At 73.4% G+C, this 25,696-nt stretch carries 22 protein-coding genes; 11 read left to right on the top strand and 11 right to left on the bottom strand.

The window, feature by feature from the left end:
- Positions 1 to 62: 62 nt before the first annotated feature.
- Together AC2TDM_RS02020 and cmtR are read right to left on the bottom strand one after the other, a co-directional pair.
- Complete coding sequence (locus AC2TDM_RS02020) at positions 63 to 662, bottom strand: cadmium resistance transporter (protein WP_013115601.1); 600 nt, start codon at positions 660 to 662, stop codon at positions 63 to 65.
- A complete protein-coding gene (gene cmtR / locus AC2TDM_RS02015; RefSeq protein WP_090034559.1) occupies positions 659 to 1,018 on the bottom strand; it encodes a Cd(II)/Pb(II)-sensing metalloregulatory transcriptional regulator CmtR in 360 nt (119 codons plus the stop codon). Before cmtR ends, AC2TDM_RS02020 begins: the two co-directional genes overlap by 4 nt.
- Before the next feature lie 392 nt (positions 1,019 to 1,410).
- Between cmtR and AC2TDM_RS02010 the strand changes: the two genes are divergently transcribed.
- Positions 1,411 to 2,403, top strand: a complete 993-nt coding sequence (locus AC2TDM_RS02010; RefSeq protein ID WP_484635679.1) for an IS481 family transposase — start codon at positions 1,411 to 1,413, stop codon at positions 2,401 to 2,403.
- Here the strand turns inward: AC2TDM_RS02010 and AC2TDM_RS02005 are convergent.
- The 6 genes from AC2TDM_RS02005 to AC2TDM_RS01980 form a co-directional block, all read right to left on the bottom strand.
- The gene (locus tag AC2TDM_RS02005; protein WP_484635678.1) at positions 2,400 to 3,050 is read right to left on the bottom strand and encodes a hypothetical protein; all 651 of its coding nucleotides are present in this window, start codon (positions 3,048 to 3,050) and stop codon (positions 2,400 to 2,402) included. The genes AC2TDM_RS02010 and AC2TDM_RS02005 overlap by 4 nt on opposite strands.
- The gene (locus AC2TDM_RS02000) at positions 3,047 to 3,646 is read right to left on the bottom strand and encodes a recombinase family protein (RefSeq protein WP_090034563.1); all 600 of its coding nucleotides are present in this window, start codon (positions 3,644 to 3,646) and stop codon (positions 3,047 to 3,049) included. Before AC2TDM_RS02000 ends, AC2TDM_RS02005 begins: the two co-directional genes overlap by 4 nt.
- A gap of 201 nt (positions 3,647 to 3,847) precedes the next feature.
- Entirely contained in the window at positions 3,848 to 4,507 is a 660-nt protein-coding gene (locus AC2TDM_RS01995; protein ID WP_090034566.1) for a UdgX family uracil-DNA binding protein, read from the bottom strand.
- Between the two features lie 67 nt (positions 4,508 to 4,574).
- Positions 4,575 to 7,196 carry an ATP-dependent chaperone ClpB gene (clpB, locus tag AC2TDM_RS01990; RefSeq protein ID WP_484635677.1) on the bottom strand — a complete coding sequence of 874 codons (2,622 nt, stop codon included), beginning with the start codon at positions 7,194 to 7,196 and terminating at the stop codon, positions 4,575 to 4,577.
- A 119-nt stretch (positions 7,197 to 7,315) separates the two neighbouring features.
- Positions 7,316 to 7,525: a PxKF domain-containing protein gene (locus tag AC2TDM_RS01985; protein WP_484635676.1), complete on the bottom strand. Its 210-nt coding sequence runs from the start codon at positions 7,523 to 7,525 to the stop codon at positions 7,316 to 7,318.
- 7 nt (positions 7,526 to 7,532) lie between these two features.
- Positions 7,533 to 8,657 carry a LacI family DNA-binding transcriptional regulator gene (locus tag AC2TDM_RS01980; protein ID WP_484635675.1) on the bottom strand — a complete coding sequence of 375 codons (1,125 nt, stop codon included), beginning with the start codon at positions 8,655 to 8,657 and terminating at the stop codon, positions 7,533 to 7,535.
- Positions 8,658 to 8,789: 132 nt separating this feature from the next.
- Here AC2TDM_RS01980 and AC2TDM_RS01975 point away from each other — a divergent pair, with 132 nt between their 5' ends.
- Positions 8,790 to 9,857: an alpha/beta hydrolase gene (locus tag AC2TDM_RS01975; RefSeq protein WP_484635674.1), complete on the top strand. Its 1,068-nt coding sequence runs from the start codon at positions 8,790 to 8,792 to the stop codon at positions 9,855 to 9,857.
- A 130-nt stretch (positions 9,858 to 9,987) separates the two neighbouring features.
- Here AC2TDM_RS01975 and AC2TDM_RS01970 read toward each other — a convergent pair whose 3' ends face one another.
- Positions 9,988 to 11,010, bottom strand: coding sequence for an alpha/beta hydrolase fold domain-containing protein (locus AC2TDM_RS01970; protein WP_484635673.1), 1,023 nt, complete (start codon positions 11,008 to 11,010; stop codon positions 9,988 to 9,990).
- Between the two features lie 90 nt (positions 11,011 to 11,100).
- On the opposite strand from AC2TDM_RS01970, the gene AC2TDM_RS01965 reads away from it, so the two are divergent.
- Complete coding sequence (locus AC2TDM_RS01965) at positions 11,101 to 11,343, top strand: hypothetical protein (RefSeq protein ID WP_090034576.1); 243 nt, start codon at positions 11,101 to 11,103, stop codon at positions 11,341 to 11,343.
- A gap of 102 nt (positions 11,344 to 11,445) precedes the next feature.
- Here AC2TDM_RS01965 and AC2TDM_RS01960 read toward each other — a convergent pair whose 3' ends face one another.
- On the bottom strand, positions 11,446 to 12,480 hold the full coding sequence (locus AC2TDM_RS01960) for a LacI family DNA-binding transcriptional regulator (protein ID WP_090034669.1): 1,035 nt from the start codon (positions 12,478 to 12,480) through the stop codon (positions 11,446 to 11,448).
- Positions 12,481 to 12,827: 347 nt separating this feature from the next.
- Between AC2TDM_RS01960 and AC2TDM_RS01955 the strand changes: the two genes are divergently transcribed.
- From AC2TDM_RS01955 to AC2TDM_RS01930, 6 genes are all read left to right on the top strand, one after another.
- Entirely contained in the window at positions 12,828 to 14,144 is a 1,317-nt protein-coding gene (locus AC2TDM_RS01955; RefSeq protein WP_484635672.1) for an ABC transporter substrate-binding protein, read from the top strand.
- Between the two features lie 133 nt (positions 14,145 to 14,277).
- Positions 14,278 to 15,219: a carbohydrate ABC transporter permease gene (locus AC2TDM_RS01950; RefSeq protein WP_484635671.1), complete on the top strand. Its 942-nt coding sequence runs from the start codon at positions 14,278 to 14,280 to the stop codon at positions 15,217 to 15,219.
- A 4-nt stretch (positions 15,220 to 15,223) separates the two neighbouring features.
- Positions 15,224 to 16,021, top strand: coding sequence for a carbohydrate ABC transporter permease (locus tag AC2TDM_RS01945; RefSeq protein ID WP_090034582.1), 798 nt, complete (start codon positions 15,224 to 15,226; stop codon positions 16,019 to 16,021).
- Positions 16,018 to 19,080, top strand: a complete 3,063-nt coding sequence (gene lacZ, locus AC2TDM_RS01940) for a beta-galactosidase, LacZ type (protein WP_484635670.1) — start codon at positions 16,018 to 16,020, stop codon at positions 19,078 to 19,080. The genes AC2TDM_RS01945 and lacZ overlap by 4 nt, the downstream gene beginning before the upstream one ends.
- A 1-nt stretch (position 19,081) precedes the next feature.
- The gene (locus tag AC2TDM_RS01935) at positions 19,082 to 20,095 is read left to right on the top strand and encodes a phosphotransferase family protein (protein WP_484635669.1); all 1,014 of its coding nucleotides are present in this window, start codon (positions 19,082 to 19,084) and stop codon (positions 20,093 to 20,095) included.
- A gap of 133 nt (positions 20,096 to 20,228) precedes the next feature.
- Positions 20,229 to 21,464: an MATE family efflux transporter gene (locus tag AC2TDM_RS01930; RefSeq protein ID WP_484635668.1), complete on the top strand. Its 1,236-nt coding sequence runs from the start codon at positions 20,229 to 20,231 to the stop codon at positions 21,462 to 21,464.
- 18 nt (positions 21,465 to 21,482) lie between these two features.
- On the opposite strand, the gene AC2TDM_RS01925 is transcribed toward AC2TDM_RS01930, so the two are convergent.
- The gene (locus AC2TDM_RS01925) at positions 21,483 to 22,082 is read right to left on the bottom strand and encodes an NAD(P)H-dependent oxidoreductase (RefSeq protein WP_484635667.1); all 600 of its coding nucleotides are present in this window, start codon (positions 22,080 to 22,082) and stop codon (positions 21,483 to 21,485) included.
- A gap of 628 nt (positions 22,083 to 22,710) precedes the next feature.
- Between AC2TDM_RS01925 and AC2TDM_RS01920 the strand changes: the two genes are divergently transcribed.
- Both AC2TDM_RS01920 and AC2TDM_RS01915 read left to right on the top strand, forming a co-directional pair.
- The gene (locus AC2TDM_RS01920) at positions 22,711 to 23,505 is read left to right on the top strand and encodes a 3-ketoacyl-ACP reductase (protein WP_484635666.1); all 795 of its coding nucleotides are present in this window, start codon (positions 22,711 to 22,713) and stop codon (positions 23,503 to 23,505) included.
- A gap of 55 nt (positions 23,506 to 23,560) precedes the next feature.
- Positions 23,561 to 25,690, top strand: a complete 2,130-nt coding sequence (locus AC2TDM_RS01915; RefSeq protein WP_484635665.1) for an FAD-binding protein — start codon at positions 23,561 to 23,563, stop codon at positions 25,688 to 25,690.
- Positions 25,691 to 25,696 lie beyond the last annotated feature (6 nt).

Below are 25,696 nucleotides of genomic sequence, written 5' to 3'. Positions count from 1 at the left end.
GAGCTCTTCGCTCCGTGCGTGCAGTCTCTCAACCGAGATGCGTCATGGGCCGGGGCAGGGCGTCAGAGGCCGAAGGCTCCGCCGCTGACGAGGATGACGATGCCCAGGCCGATCAGAACGATCGGGAACAGCACGTGTTCCCAGCGTTCGAGGACTTCGGCGATCGGTCGGCGCGTGGCGATGAACTTGGCCAGCATGACGAGGATCGCGACGAGCAGGAGGAAGACGACACAGTAGGCGACCACGGCTACAGGTCCCACGTTGAGGAAGACCGGGACGTAGACGCCGATGTTGTCTCCTCCGTTGGCGAAGGTGACCGCGGCGACGGTCAAGACGCCGACGTTCTTGCCCTCAACCTTGGCGTCATCGTCATCGTCGTCGCTCCCGCGCCAGGCCCGCCATGCGGCCCACAGGCCTAGGGCCAGGGGGATGAGCCCGAAGTAGGGGATGGCTTCTTCAGGAAGGAATGCTCCCGCGCCCAGTGACACGAGCACGGCGGTGCCCAGGATGCCGGCGAACCCGAGGTACTGGCCTGCGGTGATCCGGGCCGTCGTCCCGCGTTGCCCTGCGCCCCGGGCGAAGAACAGCGAGAGCACGATGATGTCGTCGATGTTGGTGGCAACGAACAGGCCGATCGCCTGCAGGACCGAGGAAACGATCACGCGTCAGGCTCCGCGTTGGCGCACCCGGGAACAGGGCAGGCAGGATCGATGCAGGGAGCGTTCTCGTTCACGGCGAGGGTGACCTCGACCAGTGCGTTGAGCGCCCGTGCCAGGTGCGGGTCGGCGATCTCGTAACGTGTCTGGCGGCCCTCGGGCTCGGCGACCACGATGCCGCAGTCGCGCAGGCAAGCCAGATGGTTCGACACGTTCGAGCGCGTCAGCCCGAGGTCGCGTGCCAGCTCTGCCGGATAGGCGGGCCGCTCCAACAACGCCATCAGGAGCCGTGACCGTGTTGGGTCGGCCATTGCCCGGCCCAACCGGTTCATCACGTCCAGGCGAGTAGCAATGCTCAGCATGTGCTGAACTATACAGCACTGACTGAACCGGCAGCCTGTGCCGCAGACGAAGGTTCTGCGACGGCCCGGCGGTGAGACGCCACGTCGTCCGATCGCTTCGACTGACCGCGTCTCACAAGTCAGTCCGGAACATCGGCAGGCCGCCGCCGCTACTGAACCAACTTCTGAGACCCGTCGGCGGGAGGCCACTCGGTGACGCGCGTCGGCGCCGGCGCATCGCCCACTGGCGCTGCGTCGTTCACTCCAGGCCGGATTGCTCGTCGCGCTAGTTGTACTGCCCAGGCAGGTTGGTTGAGCGGGTGTGACGACACGCGGTAGCGGTCGTGGACGACGAAGACCTCCGGTCGTGGAGTGGAGCTGCTGACGTTCCGCACCACGACCAGGAGGTCTTCGTGTCCCACGCTAACGCTGCTCTGACTCCGCGTGCGCGTCTGCGGTTGGCGCGTCTGATCGTCGAGGAGGATTGGCCGGTCGCGGTGGCCGCCCGCCGGTACGACGTGTCCTGGCCGACCGCCAAGAGGTGGGCTGACCGGTACCGGCAGGCCGGGGCCGAGGGCATGAGCGACCGCTCGAGCCGCCCGTACCGGGTCGCGAATCGGACCCCGCCGCACCAAGTCCGCCGGGTGGTGCACCTGCGGTGGAAGAAGCGACTGTCACCGATCGAGATCGGCGCCCGGGTGGGCATGGCGGCCTCGACCGTGCACGCGGTGCTGGTGCGGTGCCGGCTGAACCGGCTCTCGCACGTCGACATCCGCACCGGCGAGCCGATCCGCCGCTACGAGCACGAACGCCCCGGGGCGATGCTGCACGTGGACGTCAAGAAGCTCGGCAACATCCCCGACGGCGGCGGGTGGCGCTTCGTCGGGCGCCAGCAGGGCAAGCGGCACCGCGCTGCCACTGCGGGGAAGCCGAAGAATGCGCACCGTGACCCCAAGATGGGCACCGCGTTCGTCCACACGGTCATCGACGACCACTCCCGGGTGGCCTACGCCGAGATCCACGACGACGAGACCGCGGCCACCGCCGTGGGTGTGCTGCGCCGGGCGGTGGTCTGGTTCGCCGCCCGCGGCGTGCGCGTCGAGCGGGTGCTCTCCGACAACGGGTCGGCCTACAAGTCCCACGCATGGCGCGACGCCTGCGCCGAGCTCGCGATCACCGTGAAGAAGACGCGTCCGTACCGGCCGCAGACCAACGGCAAGATCGAACGGTTCCACCGCACCATGGCCGCCGGCTGGGCCTTCGCCCGGCACTACAAGTCCGAGACCGCCCGTCGCGCCGCCCTGCCAGGATGGCTCCACCAGTACAACCACCACCGGCCCCACTCAGCGATCGGCAAGGTCCCACCGATCACCAGGTTGACCAACCTGCCTGGGCAGTACAGCTAGTCCGTCTCGGTCTCAGCGGTGCGCGCTGCGTCCAGCCGCGGATGCCGCTCCTCCAGGCCGAGGGCCGCGAGGAGCCACGGCAGATGTTCGACACCGACGCCGAGCTCGATCACACCCGCCGGCACGTCTACCGCCACGATGCGGGTCTCGGGCCATAGGTTCCAGTCTCGTATGCCGGTGTCACGGCCCGTGTCGCGCACCTGCGTCACGGGCAGCGTCAACGGGCCGCCGGGCAGGGTGGCGGAACCCGCCGAGCTCAACACCAGACGCCCTGGCTCGGGCCGGGCGTTGACGGTCTGCCATCGAGGTTTTATACCGCGGTGCAGACGTGCCCGGTCGCGCACGACCACCTCAAGGAAGCCGCGACGAATGCGGCGCCGCTGCAGCCGCCGGCGCAACGCCTCGCTCAGCGGCAAGAACGCGACGACTCCCAGAGCCGGGATGAGCGTGCTGAGGAACGCGTCGACCAACGGATCGCCGAACGCGACCTTGATCGCGGTCGCCACGGCCGTCACGGCTAGGACTGCCACCAGGTAGGCGACGATCCCTACCCAGCGTCGTGAACGCGCTCTCCTTGGTTGCGCACCTTGCGTCCGGTCGTCGTCGGGCACGGCAGGTTGCCCGTCGCCGTGCGGCTCGGTGCTCATGACGTCCTCTCCCCTACGGTGCGCGTCGAGCCTGTCGTCGCGTGCTCGTCGTCGAGATGGCGGTAGATCGTCGCTCGCCCGACCCCGAGGACTGAGGCGATCTCGGTGATCGTGCGCCCCTCGGCGCGCATGCGCCGGGCCTCCTCGATCCGGCCGGGCGGCATGCGGGTCGGGCGTCCTCCGACGCGACCTCGGGCGCGAGCGGCCTCCAGGCCAGCGACGGTGCGGTCCCGGATCAGCTGGCGCTCAAACTCGGCCAAGGCGCCGAACAGGTGGAACGTCAGGCGGCCGCCCGGGGTGGTGGTGTCGATCGACTCGGTGAGCGAGCGGAAGCCCACCCCGCGCGCCTCGAGGTCGACCACGACGTCGATCAGGTGCCGCAGCGAGCGGCCCAGCCGGTCCAGCCGCCACACCACAAGCGTGTCCCCGGGCAGCAGCGCCGCGAGGACCCCGGCGAGCTCGGTGCGGTCGTCGCGCGAGCCCGAGGCGACGTCGACCCAGATCCGCGCGCAGCCGGCCGCGGCCAGAGCATCGCGCTGCAGCGACACGTCCTGCGCGGTCGTCGAGACGCGCGCGTACCCCAGCAGGTGAGCCATGCCTCAAACGTATCGAAAACGTCCTCCGCGGCGTTGCGGACGCATCAAGTTTCGGACGGGGGTTTCGGACGCGCAGTCAAGGGCGTGTCGCGGTTGGTCGGCAAGGCGTCCGCAATCGATGGATACCGGGCGAACGCGAAGGGGAGCTTGGCCTTGAAGCGCCCCCGGCACCTCCGCCAGCCCTCCCTGGTAGGGCGCGAGTCACGCCTCAGCGGCGGCAATGCAGAGGTCCTCGACGAGGGCGCCGGTCGCGGCGCGGCGCTCGGCCGGGTCCTGCAGGCGCAGGATGGACGACGGGTGCGCCGTGATGAGCACCCGGCGGCCGGCGCCGAGGCCCGTGCCGACCTCGTCGTCGCCCAGGATCCGGCCGCGCAGCGCGCCCAGCGTCGCCGCCTCACCCACCACCGCCTTGGCCGCGGTGACGCCGAGGCACACGACCACCTGCGGGCGCACGACCGCCAGCTCCGCCGACAGCCACGGCAGGCAGGCGCGGATGTGCGTCACCGCGGGGCTCTTGTGCAGGCGGCGCGGGCCACGCTCCTCGAAGCGGAAGTGCTTGACCGCGTTCGTCACGTAGACGTCGCCGCGCGGGATGCCGGCGCTCACCAGGGCGTCGGATAGCACCCGCCCGGCCGGGCCGACGAAGGGCTCGCCCTCGCGGTCCTCCCGGTCGCCCGGCTGCTCGCCGACGAGGACGAGGCGTGCGTCGGACGGCCCGGCCGAGAAGACGACCTGGGTCGCCGGCTCCCACAGCTCGCAGCCGCGGCAGGCGGGTGCGGCCGCCCGCAGGTCGTCGACGTCGGCCGCGGGCGGCACCCACTCCTGCGCACCCGGCCGCTGGACCCGTCCCGTCGTCGCCATGCCCCCAGGCTCCGGCCGGCCCGGACGGCCCGCACGCGGGGCCGCCCGGACCGGGCTGCGGTACGCCTCAGCCGGTGGTCGCCGGGGTGACGGCCTCGACCGTCAGGCCGCCGGACAAATCCGCGCGGTCGACGCGGACCGTGTCGCCGTCGTGCACCTCGCCCGCCAGCAGCCGGCGCGCGAGCTGGTCCCCCACCTGCTTCTGCACGAGCCGGCGCAGCGGCCGCGCACCGTAAGCCGGGTCGTAGCCCTCGAGGGCCAGCCACTCGCGCGCCGCCGGCGTCACGTCGAGCGTGAGCCGCCGGTCCGCGAGGCGGCGGGCCAGGGACGCGACCTGCAGGTCGACGATCGACCCGATCTCGTCCAGCGACAGCGGGTCGAAGAGGACGACCTCGTCGAGCCGGTTGAGGAACTCGGGCTTGAACGCCGCACGCACGGCCGTCATGACGGCCTCGCGCTTGGCCTCCTCGCTCGTCGTCGGGTCGACGAGGAACGCCGACCCGAGGTTGGACGTGAGGATGAGGATGGCGTTGCGGAAGTCGACCGTCCGCCCCTGCCCGTCCGTGAGCCGCCCGTCGTCGAGCACCTGCAGGAGGATGTCGAAGACCTCGGGGTGGGCCTTCTCGACCTCGTCGAGCAGCACGACGGAGTACGGACGCCGCCGGACCGCCTCCGTGAGCTGGCCGCCCTCCTCGTAGCCGACGTACCCGGGAGGCGCCCCGACGAGGCGGGCCGTCGAGTGCTTCTCCGCGTACTCCGACATGTCGATGCGGACCATGGCGCGCTCGTCGTCGAAGAGGAAGTCCGCCAGGGACTTGGCCAGCTCCGTCTTGCCGACACCCGTGGGGCCGAGGAAGAGGAACGAGCCCGTGGGACGGTCGGGGTCGGAGATGCCGGCCCGGGCACGGCGGACCGCGTCGGACACCGCCGCGACGGCCGCCCGCTGCCCGATGAGCCGGCGGCCCAGCTCCTCCTCCATGCGCAGCAGCTTGGCCGTCTCCCCCTCGAGCAGGCGCCCGGCGGGGATGCCGGTCCACATCGCGACGACCTCCGCGACCTCGTCCGGGCCGACCTTCTCGGCGATCATCGGCGCCTCGCCCGCGGGGGCGGCGGCGCCGGTCTCGGCCTCCCGGCGCTCGGCCTCGTCGATCTGGCGCTCCACGTCGGGGATCTCGCCGTACATGATCCGGCCCGCCGCGGCGAGGTCGCCCTCGCGCTGGGCACGCTCGGCGTCGGCGCGCAGGGCGTCGAGCCGCACGCGCAGGTCGCCGACGAGGTTGTGGCCCGCCTTCTCGCGCTCCCACCGGGCCGTCAGCCCGGCCAGCTCCTCGCGGCGGTCCGCCAGGTCGGCGCGCAGCCGCTCGAGGCGGTCGGCGGAGGCGGGGTCGTCGGCCTCGGAGAGCACGACCTCCTCCATCTCCAGCCGGGTCACGGCGCGCTGCAGCTCGTCGATCTCGACCGGCGACGAGTCCAGCTCCATGCGCAGGCGGGACGCGGCCTCGTCGACGAGGTCGATGGCCTTGTCAGGCAGCTGCCGGCCGGTGATGTACCGGTCCGACAGGGCCGCGGCGGCCACGAGCGCGGAGTCGGCGATCGTCACCTTGTGGTGCGCCTCGTACCGCTCCTTGAGGCCGCGCAGGATCGCGACGGTGTCCTCGACGGACGGCTCGCCGACGAAGACCTGCTGGAACCGCCGCTCGAGGGCCGGGTCCTTCTCGATGCGCTCGCGGTACTCGTCGAGCGTCGTGGCGCCGACGAGGCGCAGCTCGCCGCGGGCCAGCATGGGCTTGAGCATGTTGCCCGCGTCCATCGAGCCCTCGGAGCCCGCGCCCGCGCCGACGACCGTGTGCAGCTCGTCGATGAACGTGACGACCTCGCCCTCGGAGGACGTGATCTCCGACAGGACGGCCTTGAGGCGCTCCTCGAACTCGCCGCGGTACTTCGCGCCGGCGACCATCGCGGCCAGGTCGAGGGAGACGAGGCGCTTGCCGCGCAGGGACTCCGGGACGTCGCCCGCGACCATGCGCTGGGCCAGGCCCTCGACGACGGCGGTCTTGCCGACGCCGGGCTCGCCGATGAGGACCGGGTTGTTCTTCGTCCGGCGCGAGAGCACCTGCACGACGCGGCGGATCTCCGCGTCGCGGCCGATGACCGGGTCGAGCCGGCCGTCGCGGGCGCGCTGGGTGAGGTCGACGCCGTACTGCTCGAGCGCCTTGAACGTGCCCTCGGGGTTCGGGCTCGTGACGCGGCCGGTGCCGCGCACCGACGGCAGCGCGGCCGCGAGCGCCTCCCGCGTGGCGCCCTGGGCGCGCAGCGCGTCGGCGACGCCGCTCTGGCCGGCGGCCAGGCCGAGGAGCAGGTGCTCCGTGGACACGTAGTCGTCGCCGAGCGTCCGCGCCTCGGCCGACGCCGCCTCGATCGCCGCGGACAGCGTGCGGCTCGGGGTCGGCCGGGCCACCGCGTCGCCGGAGGCGTGCGGCAGGTTGACGAGGGTCGCGCGCACGGCGCGGCCGAGGGCCTGCCGGTCGGCGCCGACGGCATCGAGCAGCGCGAGCGCGACCCCGCCCTCCTGCGCGAGCAGGGCGTTGGCGAGGTGCGCGGGCTCGAGCTGCGGGTTGCCCGCGGCCGACGCCTGGGAGATGGCGTCGCCGAGGGCCTCCTGGGACTTGGTAGTGTATTTGACGTCCACGGGACGGACCTCCGGTCGGTGTGCTGGTCGGGATGCTGTCGATCGCAACCCGAGCAGAGTTGAGTGTATTCCGCTCAACCCCGTGCGCACCCGGTCCGGAGGCCCGTCCGTGGCTCCTGTCAGGTCAGCCGGAACAGGGCCGAGAGGCTCGACCCGTCACGCGTGCCGACGGTGACCTCCAGGCACTGGCCCGCCTGGGCCGGCGTCTTCCAGTTGTAGACGAACCGCCCGGCGGTGGCGTCGTACCGCAGGGACGTCCCGCCCGCGGCCGTCGTCTCCACGGCGTCCTCGGCGGAGCCGCTCGTGCAGCCGACGCGCGTCGCCGTCACATCCCGGTCACGTCCGGCGCGGCGGACCCACGCTCGACCGCACCGTCGACGACGACCCCACGAGCAGCGACGACGGCGGCGAGCCGGCCATCGCGGACACCATCTGCTCCAGGCACACGCGACCGAGCGCGACGAAGTCCGGCGTCACCGTGGTCAGCGGCGGGAAGAAGTGCGCCGCGCCCTCGACGTCGTCGAAGCCGACGACGGAGACGTCCTGCGGCACCTTGACGCCCGCCTCGGCGAAGGCGTGCAGCACCCCGAGGGCGAGCTGGTCGTTGGCGGCGAAGACGGCCGTCGGCAGCCGGTCGGCCGGGTCGTCGGAGGCGCGGGAGCGGGCCAACAGGTCCTTCGCCAGCCGGAACCCGGTCGACGCGGTCCAGTCTCCCACCAGCGGCTCCCGCGGCTGCAGTCCCGCCTGCAGCATCGCGTCGCGCCAGCCGCGCGTGCGGGACCGGGCGTCGAGCCACACCGACGGCCCGGCGACGTGCACGACGTCCCGGTGCCCGAGCTCGAGCAGGTGGCGCGTCGCCAGGCGGGCGCCGGCGTACTGGTTCACGGCCACCGTGTGCACGTCGCCGTCCAGCTCCGAGGGCCCCACCATGACCACCGGGACCCGGCTGCGGTAGCCCTGGACCGCGCGCACGGCCTCGTCGTGCGAGGCGATGACGACCACGCCGTCGACGCCCTGGTCCAGGTAGTGCTCGAGGGAGCCGCGCACGGTCGCGACGTCCCACCGCGTGGCCGTGGCGACCGACACGTACAGCCCCTGGTTGCGGGCCGCGTTCTCCAGCGCGATGAGGGTCATCGTCGGGCCGTAGAGGGGTGAGTCCTCCGTGATGACGCCGATGGCGCCCGTCCGGCGGGTCACCAGGGCGCGCGCGGCGGTGTTGCGGCGGTAGCCGAGCTCCTCGATGGCCTCCTGGACGCGACGGCGCGTCTCGGGCCGGACGTTCGGGTGCTCGTTGAGCACGCGCGACACCGTCTGGTGGGAGACGCCGGCAGCCTGCGCGACGTCGCTCATCGCCGGCGGCCGGTCCGTGCTGCGGTCCGTGCTGCGATTGGTGCTGCGGTCCGGCGCCCGGCCCTGACGTGGTGCGGCGGTGCTCGACGGGGCCGCGACGTCGTCGGCCACGCCCCCCGTCGGGTGTCGTGTCACACTCGGTTCTCTCCTCGGAAGCCCCTGCCCCGGCGCCCCCGAGGGAACCACGGCGTTGTGAACGCTAACAGGTACCGCGCTCCGGAGGAAGGGTGGCAGCATCCGGGCATGAGCGGGACGCAGAGGACGGCAGGGTTGCCGACGGGCGGGGCCACGGAGGTCGCCGACGAGCATCCGGTCGAGGACGTGCTGGGGCAGCAGTGGGTGGCGCGCACCCTGGCCCTGCGGCCCGACGCCCTCGCCCGGCGCGGCGCGCCGGCGCCCGTGGCCACCCTCGTCTCCCCCGCCGGGTCCGACGAGCACCCCCGCGCGGTGGCCGTGCTGTACGTGCACGGGTTCACCGACTACTTCTTCCACGCCCACGTCGGCGCGTTCCTCGGCGAGCACGGCTACGACCTGCACGCCCTCGACCTGCGCGACCACGGTCGCTCCATCCGCCCGGGCCGCCCGCCGACCACGACGTCGGGCCTGGGCGCGCACGCGGAGGAGATCGACCTCGCGGTGCGCCGCCTGCGCCGCCGCTACGCCTCGGTGGTGCTGCTCGGGCACTCGACCGGGGGGCTGGTGACCGCGCTGTGGGCGGACGCCCGGCGCGGGCTCGGGCTCGTCGACGGCCTCGTGCTCAACAGCCCCTGGCTCGACCTGCGGGGCGGGTGGCTGACGAAGCACGCCGTGGGGCCGCTCGCCTCCGCGATCGGGCGGGTGGCGCCGGACGCCGTCGTGTCCCACCTCGGGCCCCACTACGCGCGGGCGCTGCACGCGGAGGGCGGCGGGGAGTGGACCTTCGAGCAGGCCTGGAAGCCGTTCGCCGGGTTCCCCGTGCACGCCGGGTTCGTCCGGGCCGTGCGCGACGGGCAGCGGCGGGTGGCCCGGGGGCTGGACGTCGACGTACCCGTGCTGGTCCTCACCTCCGACGCGGCGGGCCGTGGCGACCGGTGGCACGAGGGGCTGCTGAGCGCCGACTGCGTGCTCGACCCCGCCGACATGCGCGCGCGGGCTCCCCGGCTCGGGCGGGACGTCCGCCTCGTCGAGGTGCCCGGTGGCGCGCACGACCTCGCGCTGTCAGCGGTCCCGGCCCGCGACGTCTACCTCGCCGAGGTCCTCGCGTTCCTGAGGACGCACGCGCCGGCGCACCCCTCGTCGGGCACGGGCCCCTCGACGCCGGCCCACCGCTGACGGGAGGATCGCGTCGTCCCGCACGGGCACCGTCCCGCGGGACCGCAGCCGATCCCACGCCGTCTTCGTGCCCCTGTCCGTGGCGCGCTACCGCCGCACGCCGCGGTAGGGCGGAGGTCCGAGGGGTCGGTCAGGACGTCCAGCGCAGGAGGTGCTCGGCCATCGTCCGGTTCGAGCGGACGGCCGTCGGCAGTCCCGCGACGTTGAGGTGGCCGTGCGGGGCGCCGTGCTCGACGACGACGGCGACCTCGCCGCCCGCGTCCGCGATCTCGTCGGCGACGAGCTCCCCCGAGGGGCGCAGGTCGTCCAGCTCGCTGAGCAGCACCAACGTCGGCGGGAGCCGGTCGAGCCGCCCGAGCGCGGGCGTCGCGTAGGGCTCGTCGGGCGCGTGCGGCCCCAGGTAGGCGGCGTTCATCGCCCGGCAGCCCTCGCGCGTGAAGCGCAGCGGGTCGGGCAGGCGCGCCAGCCGCTCCGCGAGGTCCGGGGTGGCGGCCGGCAGCTCGTGGTGCAGCCACGGGTAGGCGAGCAGCAGGGCCGCCGGGACCGACCCGCGCTCGTCGCGCAGCCGCTGGGCGACGCCGAGGGCGAGGTTGCCCCCGGCGCTGGCACCGCCGAGCGCCCACGGCAGCGACGCGCCCGGCCCGTCCTCCCCGACCGCCCACGCCCAGGCGGCCCGCACGTCGTCGTGCGGCACGGGGAAGTGCACGTCCGCGGTGACGAGCCGGTAGTCCACGGACACCACGACGGCGCCGGCCGCCGCGCCCACCTCGCGGGCCACGACGTCGCCCTCCGGCCAGTCGAGCGTGCCGGCCCCGAACCCACCGCCGTGCAGCCAGACGAGCCCGCGGGTGGCGGGCCCGCCGCCCGCCTGGCGGTAGACGCGCACGGGCACGTCGCCGTGCGGCCCCGGCACGCGCAGGTCCTGCACGTCCGCGGCCGGCGGTCGGTAGCCCTCGACGGGCGCGTGGTAGGCCTCGAGGCGCGCCAGCTCGTCGACCGTGTGGCTCACGGGACCGCGCCCGCCGATCCCCGTGAGCAGCGGCAGCCGCTCCGCGAGGACGGGGTCGACGACCAGGCCGGCGCCGGGACCCTCGCGCACCGCGACGAGGTCGCCCACCGTCGGCCGCTCGCCCTGCCCGTCCGCTGCCGTCACGCGCACCTCCTCGTCGCCCGTCGGCACGCGCCGACCGGTCGCAGCATGCCAGCGGATGCGCCGGGCCGCGCACCTCGTGATGCTGGGCGCATGCCGATGAAGCGCTACGAGGGTGGTCCGCTGCACGACGAGCAGGCCGACGTGCCGGACGGCCACGTCGGCGAGCCGGCGCCGACGCCGGTCCCGGTCACCGGCGGGCGGTACCTCTACGGCCCGGGCCACGAGCTGTCGGACCGCGGCGACGTCGAGCAGATCCTGCTGTGGGAGGCCGCGGGGACGACGCTCGACCTCGGGCTCCACAGCTCGACCGGGGAGGGCCCGGGCGCCAACTGACGGCGGCTCGCCCCCCCGCGGGACCCGGCGAGGAGGCCGTCGTCAGCCTCGTGCAGGGTGACGACCCCGCGACGGCGACGACCGGCTGGCAGGAGCCGGCGCCTAGCGGGACGACGGCGGTCCCGTGCTCGCGCGCACGACGAGCTGCGTGGGGATCATGACGGGCTCGAGGTCCGGTGGCTCCGACGTCCGCATCTGCCGCAGCAGGAGCGCGACGAGCTCGCGGCCGCTGCGGTGGAAGTCCTGCGCGACCGTGGTCAGCGGCGGCGAGGAGTACTCGGCCAGGGCGATCCCGTCGAAACCGACGACGGACACGTCCTGCGGCACGCGCCGGCCGCGCTCGTGCAGCGCGCGCAGCACGCCGAACGCGGTCTCGTCGTTGGCGCAGAACACCGCCGTGACCTCCGGGTCGTCAGCCATCTCGAGGCCGGCCGCGTAGCCCGAGCGGGGCGTCCAGTCGCCGGGGTACGGGCGCGGCGCACGCACGCCCTCCTCCTCGAGCCGGCGCCGCCAGGCCGCGGCGCGGACCATCGCCGGCTCGGAGCTGGCCGGGCCGGAGACGTGGTGGACGGTCCGGTGGCCGAGCGCCAGCAGGTGCCCGACCGCGTCCCGGGTGCCCTGCACCTGGTCGGCGGCCACGGCCGGGTAGTGCCCGACGAGCCGGGAGTAGGAGGCGACGACCGGCAGCCCGGGCGGCAGCGCGAGCGTCTCCGGCGTGTCGTGCTCGGCGCGGATGATGACGAGGCCGTCGATCGCGCGGTGCGAGAGCTGCTGCGCGGCGTGGGTCCACTCCGCCGCACCGGTGGTGCGCACGTGCAGCAGGGTCACGGAGTAGTCCTCGACCTCCGCCGCCTCGAGCACGGCCTCCGTCACGCGCGCCTCACCGGTGCGGTCGAAGGACTGGGCCAGCAGGCCGATCGTGCCGAACCGGCCGCTGCGCAGGGCCCGGGCGACCCGGTTGGGCGAGTACCCCAGCTGCGCCATCGCCTCGAGCACCCGGTCCCGCGTCACGGGCCGCACGACCGTCGCGCCGTTGGCGACCCGGGACACGGTCTGCGCGGACACCCCGGCCAGGCGCGCGACGTCCTCGATGGAGGGGCCGCCCGTCCTCCGCCGCGCCGTCGTCGGTGTGCCCATGGCGGGCATGCTAGACCGCCGGCAGCCGTCGATGGGGACGTCACCATCGACGCCCCGCCCGTCCGGGCGAGACCCGCCGCATCGTTATCCGAGCGTGATGCAGGGCCTTGCGCCGGGCCGGTCCGGCGCTGCTATGTTCACGTCACCATTCAGGACGACGACGTCAGGAGCAGGTCATACGTCCGTGGACAGCGATGTCCACGGGCAGGGGCCCGGCATGCCCGCCGGGCGCCGCAGGGCGGCCCTCCACCGCCGGCGGGCGGGACCAGGTCGGCGCGCAGCCGGCCCTCGGTCACCCCGTGTGACACGCGACGACGCGACGCACAGCAGAAGGAGACGGCGTTCCGATGAGGACTTCAGCACGCAAGCTCGTCGCCCTGGGGGCGGTCCTGCCCCTCGGGCTCGCCCTGGTCGCCTGCAGCGGCGGCTCGGACGGGGGCTCCGGCGGCGGCGGTGGCGGCGCCGAGGGCGACAACACCCTGACGGTGTGGGCCTGGGACCCGGCGTTCAACATCTACGCGTTGGAGGAGGCCGAGAAGGTCTACCAGCAGGAGAACCCGGACTTCACGCTCGACATCCAGGAGGTTCCCTGGGAGGACGTGCAGACGCGTCTGACCACGCTCGCGCAGTCCCAGCAGACGGGCGAGCTGCCCGACATCTTCCTCATGCAGAACAACGCGTTCCAGAAGAACGTGCTCAACTACCCCGACCTGTTCAGCGACCTCGAGGGCAGCGACGTCGACTTCTCGGAGTTCCCCGAGTCCGTCGTGGCGTACTCGACGGTCGACGACGTCCACTACGGCGTGCCCTTCGACAACGGCACCGCCGTCACGGCCCTGCGCACGGACGTGCTGGAGCAGGCGGGGTACACCGTCGACGACTTCACCGACATCACCTGGGACGAGTTCATCACCCTGGGTGAGGACGTGCTGGCGAAGACGGGTCAACCGCTCCTGTCCGGGCAGGCCGGCTCCGCCGACCTGCCCGTGATGATGCTGCAGAGCGCCGGTGCGAGCCTCTTCGACGAGGAGGGCAACCCGACGATCGTCGACAACGAGGCGCTCACCGCCGCCATCGACACCTACCAGCGGCTCGTGGAGAGCGGCGTCCTCGTCGAGGTCAACACCTGGGACGAGTACATCAACACCCTCGTCAACAGCACCGTCGCGGCGACGGTGAACGGTGTCTGGATCCTCGGCTCGATCCAGAGCGCCGAGGACCAGGCCGGCAAGTGGGCCATCACGAACGTGCCCTCGCTCGACGGCGTCGACGGCGCGACGAACTACACCGCCAACGGCGGCTCCTCGTGGGCCATCAGCTCCAACGCGGACGTCGAGCTCGCCCAGGACTTCCTGGCGACGACGTTCGCGGGCTCGTCGGAGTTCTACGACACGATCCTCCCCGGCGCGGGTGCGCTGGCGAACTGGATCCCCGCCAGCGAGAGCGACGTCTACGGCGAGCCCCAGGAGTTCTTCGGCGGCGACGCCATCTACAGCAAGGTCGTCGGCTACGCGGAGGAGGTGCCCAGCAACAACACCGGCGCCTACTACTACGAGGGGCGTGACGCGGTCAGCGTCGCCATCACGAACATCATGAACGGCACGGACCCGGAGGCCGCACTCGCCGAGGCGCAGTCGACCGTCGAGTTCGCCATGGGCGGCTGACCCTCCCCGCGCGGCGGGCCCGGCACGCACCAGCCGCCCGCCGCGCGGATCCCTGTTCGCCCGACCCCTGCACCCCGTACCCCTGAGAGGTGGGTCCGCCGTGGCTCGTCCGACCGCAACGGCCCGGAGGCCTGTGCCGGGAGACGCCCCCGTCACCGGCACCGTCGCTGCTCCCCTGCCGCCCCGCCCGAAGCTCTCGCGGCTCGAGCGCCGCAAGAGCCTGACGGGTTGGGCCTTCCTGCTCCCCGCGTCGCTGCTCATCCTCTGGCTGAGCTTCTGGCCGATGATCCAGGCGGCGATCCTGTCGCTGCAGACCGGCCGCGGCACGCGACTCAGCTTCGCCGAGCCGCTGTGGTCGAACTACCAGCGGCTGCTCGAGGACGAGACCTTCAGGCTCACCCTGCAGAACACGTTCATCTACCTGGTCATCCAGGTCCCGCTCATGCTCATCATGGCGCTGGTCCTGGCGAACCTCCTGAACAACCCGAACCTGCGGTTCAAGAGCATGTGGCGCACGGCCATCTTCCTGCCGAGCGCGGTCGGTCTCGTGTCCTACGCGCTGGTCTTCCGGACGATGTTCGCCAACGACGGCCTCGTCAACGACCTGCTCATGGGCGTCGGCATCCTCGACTCGCCGGTCAACTGGCTCGGCCAGACCGGGACCGCCCGGTTCGTCCTCGTCCTCGGCCTGCTGTGGCGCTGGACGGGCTACAACATGATCTTCTACCTGGCCGCGCTGCAGACGATCGACCGCTCGACCATCGAGGCGGCGAAGATCGACGGCGCCAGCTCCGCCAAGGCCTTCTGGTACGTGACGGTGCCGCAGCTGAAGCCCATGATCCTGCTCACCGCGATCATGTCCACGAACGGCACGCTGCAGCTCTTCGACGAGTCCTACGCGCTGACCGCCGGCGGTCCCGCGAACACGTCGATGACGATCTCGCACTACCTGTACCAGGTGTCGTTCCGCAACAGCCCCAACTTCGGCTACGCCTCGGCCATCTCCTACGTGATCCTCATCATCGTCGCGGCCCTCGCGGTGGTGCAGCTCAAGGTCGGTGACAAGCGTGACTAGGTCCATGCAGAAGGTGCCGGGGTACGTCTTCCTGGCGTTCGCAGCGGTCGCCAGCGTGTTCCCCCTGTACTTCATGGTCGTCTCGGCCACGAACACCAGCAACGAGGTCCTGGCCTCCAAGCTGCTCCCCGGCACGCACCTGCTGGAGAACTTCCAGACCCTGGTGGGGGCGCAGCCGCTCGGCACGGCGTTGTGGTACTCGGCGATCATCGCCGTCGGCACGACCGTCCTGGCCCTCGCGGTGACCTCGATCGCGGGGTACGGCTTCGAGGTGTTCCACACCAAGGCCAAGGACCGGTTCATGGCGCTGCTGCTGCTGGCGATCATGATCCCGTTCGCGGCGACGATGATCCCGCTGTTCCGGATGTTCGCCGACCTCGGGCTGGTCAACAGCTGGATCGCCGTGGTGCTCCCCGCGATCTCCACGCCGTTCCTCGTCCTGCTGTTCCGGCAGGCCTCGCGGTCCTTCCCGCACGAGGTCATCGAGGCGGCCCGGATCGACGGCCTCAAGGAGCTGCAGATCTTCCTGCGCATCTACCTGCCCACGATGAGGCCGACGTTCGCGGCCGCCGCCGTCATCACCTTCATGACCGCGTGGAACAACTTCCTGTGGCCGAAGGTCGTCCTGGTCAACAACGACGTGCAGACCCTGCCGATGCTCCTCACGAACATCCAGGCCGGCTACGTCACGGACTACGGGATGCTCATGCTCGCGGTCCTCATCGCGTCGCTGCCCGCCATGGTCGTCTTCCTCGCGCTGCAGAAGAGCTTCGCCGAGGGCATCACGGGGGCCATCAAGTGACGCCGGACCTCGCCCGCATCGACGACCCGACCTGCGTCGCCGAGAACCGCCTCCCGCCGCACGCGGACCACCGCTGGTTCGCGTCGGCGCGGGAGGCGGCGGGCGGGGTCAGCAGCTTCGAGCAGCGGCTCAGCGGCACCTGGCGCGTGCAGGTGGCCGAGAACCCCGACGCCGTCGTGCCGGGCTGCGAGCAGCCCGGGACCGACCGCAGCGGGTGGGACGAGATCGAGGTCCCCGGCCACCTGCAGCTCCAGGGCCACCACCGGCCGCAGTACGTCAACGTGCAGTACCCGTGGGACGGCCACGAGACGCTCGAGCCGGGCCGGGCGCCCCGCCGCAGCAACCCCGTGGCCACCTACGTGCGCACCTTCACCCTCGACCGTCCGCTCGCACCGGGCGAGCGCGTGAGCGTCGTGTTCGAGGGCGCCGAGAGCGCCGTCCTGGTCTGGGTCAACGGCACCTGGGTCGGCTACGGCACCGACACCTTCACGCCCTCGGAGTTCGACGTCACCGACGCCCTCGTCGACGGCGAGAACACGCTGGCCGCGCGCGTCGTCACGTGGACGGCCGGCTCGTGGATCGAGGACCAGGACTTCTTCCGGTTCTCCGGCCTCTTCCGCGACGTGGTGCTGCGCCGCCGGCCGGCCGTGCACGCCGAGGACGTGCGGGTGACGACCCGGGTCGCGGACGGGCTGGACCGCGCGACGGTCCGCGTCCGCGTCCGGCTGACCGGCGAGGGGTCCGTGACGGCCGTGCTCGACGGCGTCGGGCCGCTGGCGGTCGACGGCGACGGCGACCTCGTCGTCGAGGTGACAGACCCCCGGCTGTGGAGCGCCGAGGACCCGGCCCTGTACGACCTGCACCTGGAGGTCCGGGACGCCGCCGGGGCCGTGACGGAGCACGTGCCCCTGCGCGTGGGCGTCCGCCGGTTCGGCATCGAGGACGGCGTCCTGCGGATCAACGGGCGCCGGCTGGTGCTCACGGGCGTCAACCGGCACGAGTTCGGGCTCCGCGGCCGGGTCGTCACGCGCGAGGAGACCGAGGCCGACCTCCGGTTCATGAAGCGGGTCGGCATCAACGCGGTGCGGACCAGCCACTACCCGAACAACGGCTTCTTCTACGACCTGTGCGACGAGTACGGGCTCTACGTGGTCGACGAGATGAACCTCGAGTCGCACGCCATGTGGGACCGGCTCCTGCGCCGGGGCCTGCCGCCCGAGGAGGCCCTCCCCGGGGACCGGCCCGAGTGGCTGCCCACCCTGCTCGCGCGCGCCGCCGCCATGCTCGAACGGGACAAGAACCACCCCAGCGTCGTCATGTGGTCCTGCGGCAACGAGTCCTACGGCGGCACGGACGTCCTCGCGGTGGCGGACTGGTTCCGGTCCGTCGACGACCGCCCGGTCCACTACGAGGGCGTGCACTGGGACCCGCGGTACCCGTCGACGACCGACGTCGTCAGCACCATGTACACGCCGGCCGCCGAGGTCGAGGCGTTCCTGGCCGACCACCGTGACAGGCCCGTCATCCTGTGCGAGTACGCGCACGCCATGGGCAACTCCTTCGGTGCCGTCGGGAGGTACCTCGACCTGGCCTACCGCGACCCGCTGTTCCAGGGCGGCTTCATCTGGGACCTCGCGGACCAGGCGCTGCCGCTGACGGACCGGCACGGCGTCCCGTTCTTCGGCTACGGCGGTGACTTCGGGGACGTGCCGCACGACGGGGACTTCTCCGGCAACGGCCTCCTCTTCGCCGACCACACCCCGAAGCCCTTCGTCCAGGAGGTCCGGTACCTCTACCAGCCCTACCGGGTCGCGCTCGTCGACGAGGGCGGCCGGCCCGCGCTGCGGGTGGAGAACCGGCACCTGGTGACGCCCTCGTCGGCCCACGCGTGCGTCGTCACGCTGGCGCGGGAGGGCGTGGTGCTCGACGAGCAGCCGCTGGAGACCGCCGTCGCGCCCGGCACGACCACCACCGTCCCGCTGCCGCTGGCGCTGCCGGACGAGCCGGGCGAGTACACCGTCGACGTCTCGTTCCGGCTCCGGGAGGCGACGCGGTGGGCGCCGGCGGGCCACGAGGTCGCGCACGAGCAGGCGGTCGTCGTCGTGCCGCAGGTGACCGCGCCCGAGCGGGCCCGCGTGACCGGCGCCGCACCCGCCCCCGAGGTCGTCGACGGCATCCACAACGTCGGCGTGCACGGCCCCGGCTTCAGCGCGCTGTTCTCGCGCCTCCACGGCGGCCTGCTCTCCTACCGCTACGGCCCCGGCACGGCGACCGGCGGCGGCCGCGAGCTCGTCGCCTCCGTGCCGAGGCCGAACTTCTGGCACGCCCCCACGTCCAACGAGCGCGGCTGGGGCGGGCCGGCGGAGGACGGCCAGTGGCTGCTGGCCGGCCGCTACCCGCGCCTCGTGCCCGACGTCCCGCAGCCGGAGGTCGTGCCCGACGAGGGGGGCGTGGCGCTCACCTTCCGCTACCTCCTGCCGACCGCGCCGACGAGCACGTGCGACGTCACCTACCGGGTCGACGGCACGGGCCGCGTCGAGGTCACGCAGGTCGTGCGGCCGGGCGAGGGCCTGCCCGACATGCCCGAGCTCGGCATGCTGCTCACCATGGACCCCGCGCTGCACCACCTGCGCTGGTACGGCGAGGGCCCCGAGGAGTGCTACGTCGACCGCCGCGCCGGCGCCCGGCTGGACGTGCACACCCGGGACGTCCGGACGGCGCTCACGCCGTACCTGCGGCCGCAGGAGGCGGGCAGCCGCACAGGCGTGCGGTGGGCGGAGGTCACCGACGACGCGGGCACGGGGATCCGGCTCGAGCACGTCGGGGACCCCGGCCCGACCGGCGGCATGGAGCTGTCGGTCCTGCCCTGGACGCCGGACGAGATCGAGAGCGCGACCCACCCGAACGAGCTGCCCCCGGTCCACCGCACCGTGCTGCGGCCGGCGCTCATGCGCCGCGGCGTCGGCGGCGACAACTCCTGGGGCGCCCGCACCCACCCGGAGTTCCTGCTCCCCCGCGGTCAGGAGCTCACGTTCCGCTTCGCGTTCCGGGGGGTGTGAGGTGCTGCCCGTCACCGCGAGCATCACGAAGAACCGGCAGACGCCCGCGACGCTGCGAGCGATGCTCGCGCGGGCCTACGGGCCGGACCAGGTGCCCGACGAGCGGGACGGCGACGAGGGGTGGTGGTCCGAGCTCGGCCACGGCTGGTTCAACGTCGCCTACCGCCTGCGGCTGCGCGACGGCCGGGAGGTGGTCGCCAAGATCGCCCCACCCGCGGACGTCGAGGTGATGACCTACGAGCGGGGTGCCATGGGCATCGAGCTCGCGACGATCGCGCTGCTGCGCGAGCGCACGGAGGTGCCGGTGCCCGAGGTGCACCACGTCGACACGACGCACGACCTGGTGGACGCGGACTGGTTCACCATGGCGCTCGTCGAGGGCGAGGACCTGGGCGAGCTGTCCACGACCCTGCTGCCCGCCGAGCTCGACCGGCTCGACGCCGTGCGCGGTGACCTGACGCGACGCATCAACGAGGTGCGCGGCCCCTGGTTCGGCCCGCTCGCCGGGCCCGGCGAGCGCACCTGGCGTGCGACCTTCACGCGGCTCGTCGAGGACGTGCTGCGCGACGGGGAGCGGCGCGCGGTGGACACCGGCGTCGAGCCGGACGAGGTCCGGGCCCTCCTGCGCGCGCACGGCGGCACCCTCGAGGAGGTGACGGAGCCCCGCATGGTCGAGTGGGACCTGTGGCCCCCGAACGTCATGGTCCACGACGGCGAGGTCGTGGCGGTCATCGACCACGAGCGGGCGTTCTACGGCGACCCGCTCGTCGAGGCGGGCTTCTGCGGGATCACGACACCCGAGCTCGGGGACCCGGCGGCGTTCCTGCGCGGGTACGGCCACCCCGGCGTCCTCACCGACACCGAGCTGCGCCGGCGGCAGCTGTACTCGCTGCACCTGCTCCTCGTGATGGTCGTCGAGACCGTCTACCGCGGGCACACGGACCCGACGCAGTACGACTGGGCGCGGGCGCGGCTGGCCGAGGTCGTCGCCGCCCTGCGCGACGGGCGCCCCTGACCACCGCACGGGACCCCACGGCCGAGCTGGGCACACGGCCGGTCGGCCGGCTGCTGTGGCACGCGTGCAGCCAGACCACCGGCGCCGTCGCCGTCTACGGCGTCTAGGGCTGACGAGCGCGTGGTTCGTCGCCGTGGGGGTGGGACCGCAGGCGGTCGCGGCGGTCACCCTCGTCACGCCCGTCCTCCTGGTCCTCGGCGCCCTGGCGACGACCGTCGGCACGGGTGGCGCGTCCCTGGTCTCGCGGTCGCTCGGGGCAGGGGACCCGACGGGCGCCGCACGGGCCGCGGGTGGGGCGGTCGCCGTGTGGACGGTGGGCGCGCTGACGGTGTCCGTCCTGGGGCTCGTGCTGCTCGAGCCCCTGCTGACCCTGCTGGGCACGCCCTCCGCCCTGCGCGACGACGCCCGCGCCTACGCGGCCGTCCTCCTCGCCGGGTCGCTCGTCGCCACCGGGTTCTCGGCCCTGATCCGCGCCGAGGGACGGCTGCGGTACGCGACGGCGGTGTGGCTCGTCCCCGTCCTCGTGCAGATCGCGCTGGATCCGCTGCTCGTCCTCGTGCTCGACCTCGGTGTGCGCGGCGCCGCGCTCGGCACCGTCGGCGGTCAGCTGGTGTCCGCCGCCATGAGCGCGTGGTTCTTCGTCGGGCAGCGGGACCGGCCCTACCGGATCCGGCCGCGCGACCTGCTGCCCGACGGCAGGACCGTGGGCGCGGTCCTGTCCCTCGGGGCGCCGGCGTTCCTCGCCGGGGCGGGCACGACCGTCGTGGCCGTGCTGGTCAACGCGGCGCTGGCGCGCGCCGACGACCCCGCGGACCTCGCGGGGTACGCGCTGGCGGCCCGGGTCGTGGCCTTCGTGACGATGCCGTTCCTCGGCATCGCGCAGGGGCTCGCACCGGTGCTCGGGTACAACGCCGGCCGGGGGCTGCACGCGCGCGTGGCGGCGGCGCGGCGGATCGCGGTCGTCGCGACGACCAGGTACGGCTGCGCGGCCGCGGTCGTCGTCGCCCTGGCGGCGCCCGCACTCGTCGGCGTCTTCACCGCGGGGACCGACGTCGCCGCGGCGGGGACCCGCGCGCTGCGGGTCCTGGCGGTCGGCGTCGCGGTCTCCGGGCTGGTGCCCGTCGTGGCCGCCTGCTGCCAGGCCGTGGGGCGCCCCCGTCCCGCCTACGTGCTCACGCTCGGGACGCTCGTGGCCGTGCGGATCCCTGCCGTGCTCGTCGCCGCCCCGCACGGGACACGCGCGGTCCTGCCCGCGCTCGCGGTCGCGGAGGTGCTGTCGGCCGTCTGCGCCGCGGCGGTGCTCCGGCTCGCGGGACCGGCTCGGCGGGCCGCCCGGACACGATCGCGCACGTCGCGGGCGGCGTCCTGACGGCTCAGCGGAGACGTCCTACCGTGGAACGGCCCCGGTGATCGCCTCGGCGACCTCGCCCACGGCCGACCCGACCGACGCCGCCACCGCGGCGCGGTCGCCGTCCTCGCTGTCGTGGACGAACGCGGTGACGCCCCGCCGCGCGCCGCAGTACCCGACGACACCCGCCTCGACCTGCGTCCGGAACGCCGCGTCGTAGCCGTGCCGTGCGAAGGACCTCGCGGAGGTCCCCGACAGGGGCACCAGGTGCACGGTCAGGCGCTGCAGGCGCGGCACGACGCGCCCGTCGGCGTCGAGGTCGAAGGCCCAGCCCGCGACGAACACCCGGTCGACCCAGCCCTTGAGCAGCGCGGGCAGCGACCACCAGTACACGGGGAAGACGAGGACCAGGTGCTCCGCCTCGTCGACCCGTCGCTGCTCGGCGAGGACGTCGGCCGCGGGCCGCGACCGCCCGAGGTAGGCGTGCCGGTCCTCGAGGCGGAACCGCGGGTCGAAGCCCTCCTGCGCCAGGTGTGCCGTCGCGGTCCCCGCCGGGCCGAGGTGCTCCGCGAGCCGTGCCGCCACGTGGTGGGTCAGCGAGGCCGGGTCCGGGTGGGCGGTGACGATCAGCGTGCGCACGGCGACGATCCTGCCGGGCTCCGCGCCCACCGCGCGTCACCCCCACGACGACGTCGTCCAGCTGCGGGGGACGCTGCGCCGCGGCGGTCTGCTGCACCACCCCGGGGCCCTGCGGTGGTGGCACAACCCCGTCTTCACGGCGGTCCTGGACGACGAAGGGCTGCGGCTCTGGCGCGGTGGGCGGGCACCGTCCCTCGTCGCGGACGTGCCCTGGGCGCGGGTGCGGGCGGTCGGCCGGTACACGGCCGCCCTGTCGCAGGCCGGTCCGCGCCCGGTGGCGGGGGTCGCCCTCATCGGTGGGGAGGAGCTCGCACTCGTCCCGCTCCGACGTCGGGGCGGGGTGGCGTCCGCGAGGACGCGGGCAAGGGTGTCGTGCCCGCGCTGCTCGGGACGCTCTGGCGGCCGGCCGCCCGGTGGTCCCCGGCCGTGCCGTGGGACGCGGGCTCGCGGGCGGACGCGCGCTGACCGTCGGACAGGTGCAGCCGCCGGGTCGTCAGCGGTCGTTCCTGCCCCGGCAGAGGTGGCGATTGCGCGGAAAGCGCTTGCCTGCGCCGCTCCCGCGTGCCATGCTCGCCCTCGACGACGGCGCCGCCACGTGCGTGGCGCAGCACGACGGAAGAGGGCGACGATGCCGGCAACGGCCCTGGTGACGGGCGGCAACCGCGGGATCGGGCTGGGGATCACCCGCCGCCTGCTGCAGGACGGCTGGGCCGTCTCCATCCTGGCCACGCGGCCCGCCCCCGAGGACGTGCTGGGCGAGCTGCGGGAGCTGGCGGGCGACGAGGCCCGAGTGCGCTACGTCCAGGGATCGGTCGCGGAGCCGGCCGACCACGAGCGGTACGTGCAGGACGCCGTCGACGCCTGGGGGCGGCTGGACCTCCTCGTCAACAACGCCGGTGTCGCACCGAGCGTGCGCGCGGACATCCTCGAGGCCGGCACCGAGAGCTTCGACCGCGTGCTCGGCATCAACCTGCGCGGTCCCTACTTCCTCACGCAGCGGTTCGCGCAGGAGGTCATCCGCCTGCGCGGTCCGCTCGAGGCCCTGCCCGAGCCGCCCGCCGGCCCGGTGGCGACGGTCGTCAACGTCTCGTCGATCTCCGCCACCACGGTCTCGGTCAACCGCGGCGACTACTGCATCTCCAAGGCCGGCGTCGGCATGGCGACACAGCTCTGGGCCGCGCGCCTGGCACCCGAGGGCGTCGTCGTCTACGAGGTCCGCCCCGGCGTCATCGCCACCGACATGACCGCCGGCGTCACCGAGAAGTACGACGCGGTCTTCGCCGGCGGGTCCGTGCCCATCGCCCGGTGGGGCCGGCCCTCGGACGTCGCCGGCGCCGTCGCGATCCTGGCCTCCGGGCAGACGCCGTACTCGACGGGCGAGGTCTTCCACGTCGACGGCGGCATGCACATCCCCACGCTCTGACGGCGGGCCCGACGAGGGGCCCGCCACCCGCACGACCGGCGCCGAGGAGGCCCGCATGAGCACGCACGAGCCGGAGACGGTCCGCATCGGCACGCACGACATGCCCGTCGTGACAGCCAACACCGTCGTCGTCGGGACGGGCTCGGCCGGCCTCTGCGCCGCCGACCGCCTCTGGGAGTTCGGCCAGGACGACGTCGTCATGGTCGCCGACAAGGTGAACGCCGGCGCCAGCCGCAACGCCGGCTCGGACAAGCAGACGTACTACAAGCTCACGCTGTCCGGTGGCGACGGCGACTCCGTGCGGGAGATGTCCGACACCCTCTTCGCCGGCGGCGCGATGGACGGGGACAACGCGCTGGCCGAGGCGGCGCTGTCCGCCCGCGGGTTCCTGCACCTGTGCGACCTCGGCGTCCCCTTCCCGCAGAACCGCTACGGCGAGTTCATCGGCTACAAGACCGACCACGACCCGCGCCGCCGCGCCACCTCCGTCGGCCCCTACACCAGCCGCAGCATGGTGGAGCAGCTGGAGAAGAAGGTGCACCGCAACGGCACCCGGATCTTCGACGAGTGCCGCGTCGTCGACGTCGTCACGCGCCCCACCCAGGACGGCGGCACCGCGGTCGCGGGCCTGCTGGTCCTGCGCACGGACGTCCCGCACGACGGGGAGCAGAGCCCGTTCCTGCTCTTCCGCTGCACGAACCTCGTCTACGCCACGGGCGGACCCGCCGGCATGTACGCCACGCGCGTCTTCCCGAACGGCCAGTGGGGCGCCTCGGGCGCCGCGTACCGGGCCGGGGTCCACGGCAAGAACCTCACCGAGTGGCAGTTCGGCCTCGCCTCGACGAAGCCGCGCTGGAACGTGTCCGGCACGTACATGCAGGTCATCCCGCGCTTCGTGTCCACCGACGCCGACGGCGGCGACGAGCGGGAGTTCCTCACCGAGACGATCGGCGACTACGGCCGCCTCATGTCGCTGGTGTTCCTCAAGGGCTACCAGTGGCCGTTCGACATCCGGAAGGCACTCGACGGCTCCTCGCTCGTCGACCTGCTGGTCTACCGCGAGACGACGCTGCGCGGGCGACGCGTCTTCCTCGACTTCCGACGCAACCCGGTGCAGGACACGTTCGACCCGTCGGCGCTGAGCCCCGAGGCGTACGAGTACCTCGACCGCGCCGGCGTCCTCTTCGGCACGCCCATCGAGCGCCTGCGCCGCATGAACGAGCCCGCGTACCAGTTCTACCTGGACAAGAACCCGTACGTGGACCTCGAGACGCAGATGCTCGAGGTGGACGTCTGCGCGCAGCACAACAACGGCGGCCTCGTCGTCGACGCGTGGTGGCAGTCCAACGTCGCGGGGTTCTTCCCCGTGGGCGAGGCCGGCGGTGCGCACGGCGTCTACCGGCCCGGCGGCGCCGCGCTCAACAGCGGCCAGGTCGGAGCCACGCGCGCGGCGCAGTTCGTCGCCGCGCGCCGCGCGGACGCCCCGCTCGACGAGGCCGCCTTCGCGGCGGCCGCCGCACCCGTGCTGGACGGCGCGCTGGACCTCGTCGGGCGCGCCACGGCCCGCGCCGCCGCGGGCGTCCCGGACAACACCGGGGACCTCCTGCGCGACGTCCAGGTGCTCATGAGCGCCAAGGCCGGGCCGGTGCGCTCGGCTGCATCGATCCACGAGGCGCTCGTGCAGGTGCACGACTGGCTGTCCCGGTACGAGGACCTCGTCACCGCCGACGCCGGGTCGCGCCGGGCCGTGAACCGCACGTTCCTCGTGCGCGACATCCTCACCAGCGCCTACGTGTACCTGTCGGCGATGGCCGACTACGTCGCCCACGGCGGGCGCTCGCGCGGGTCGGTGCTCTACACCGACCCCGAGGGCGACCTGCCGCACGTCGGGTACGGGCCGACGGCGGACGCCGAGCTGGACCTCCCGGAGGTCTTCCGGTTCCGCCTCGACCGGGGGTCGCTCGACGACGAGGTGCAGGAGACGGCCTGGGTGCCCGCGGGCGGCAAGCCGCCGGTGTCCGCCGACGCCGTGCTCGTCGACTGGGCGCCGGTCGAGGAGCGCGCCGCCGACGACGCCGCCGGCTCACCGGTCTTCCGCTGGCGCCCGCGGCGGCCGATCCCTCAGGACGACGACTTCTTCGAGAACGTCTGGCGCGAGTTCCGCGAGCACGGCAACGTCGTCTGAGCGCCC

Source organism: Cellulomonas sp. plas2 (genome assembly GCF_057221735.1).
Note: the sequence above shows the minus strand (reverse complement) of the source record. Positions and strands in the feature narration are given on the sequence as shown.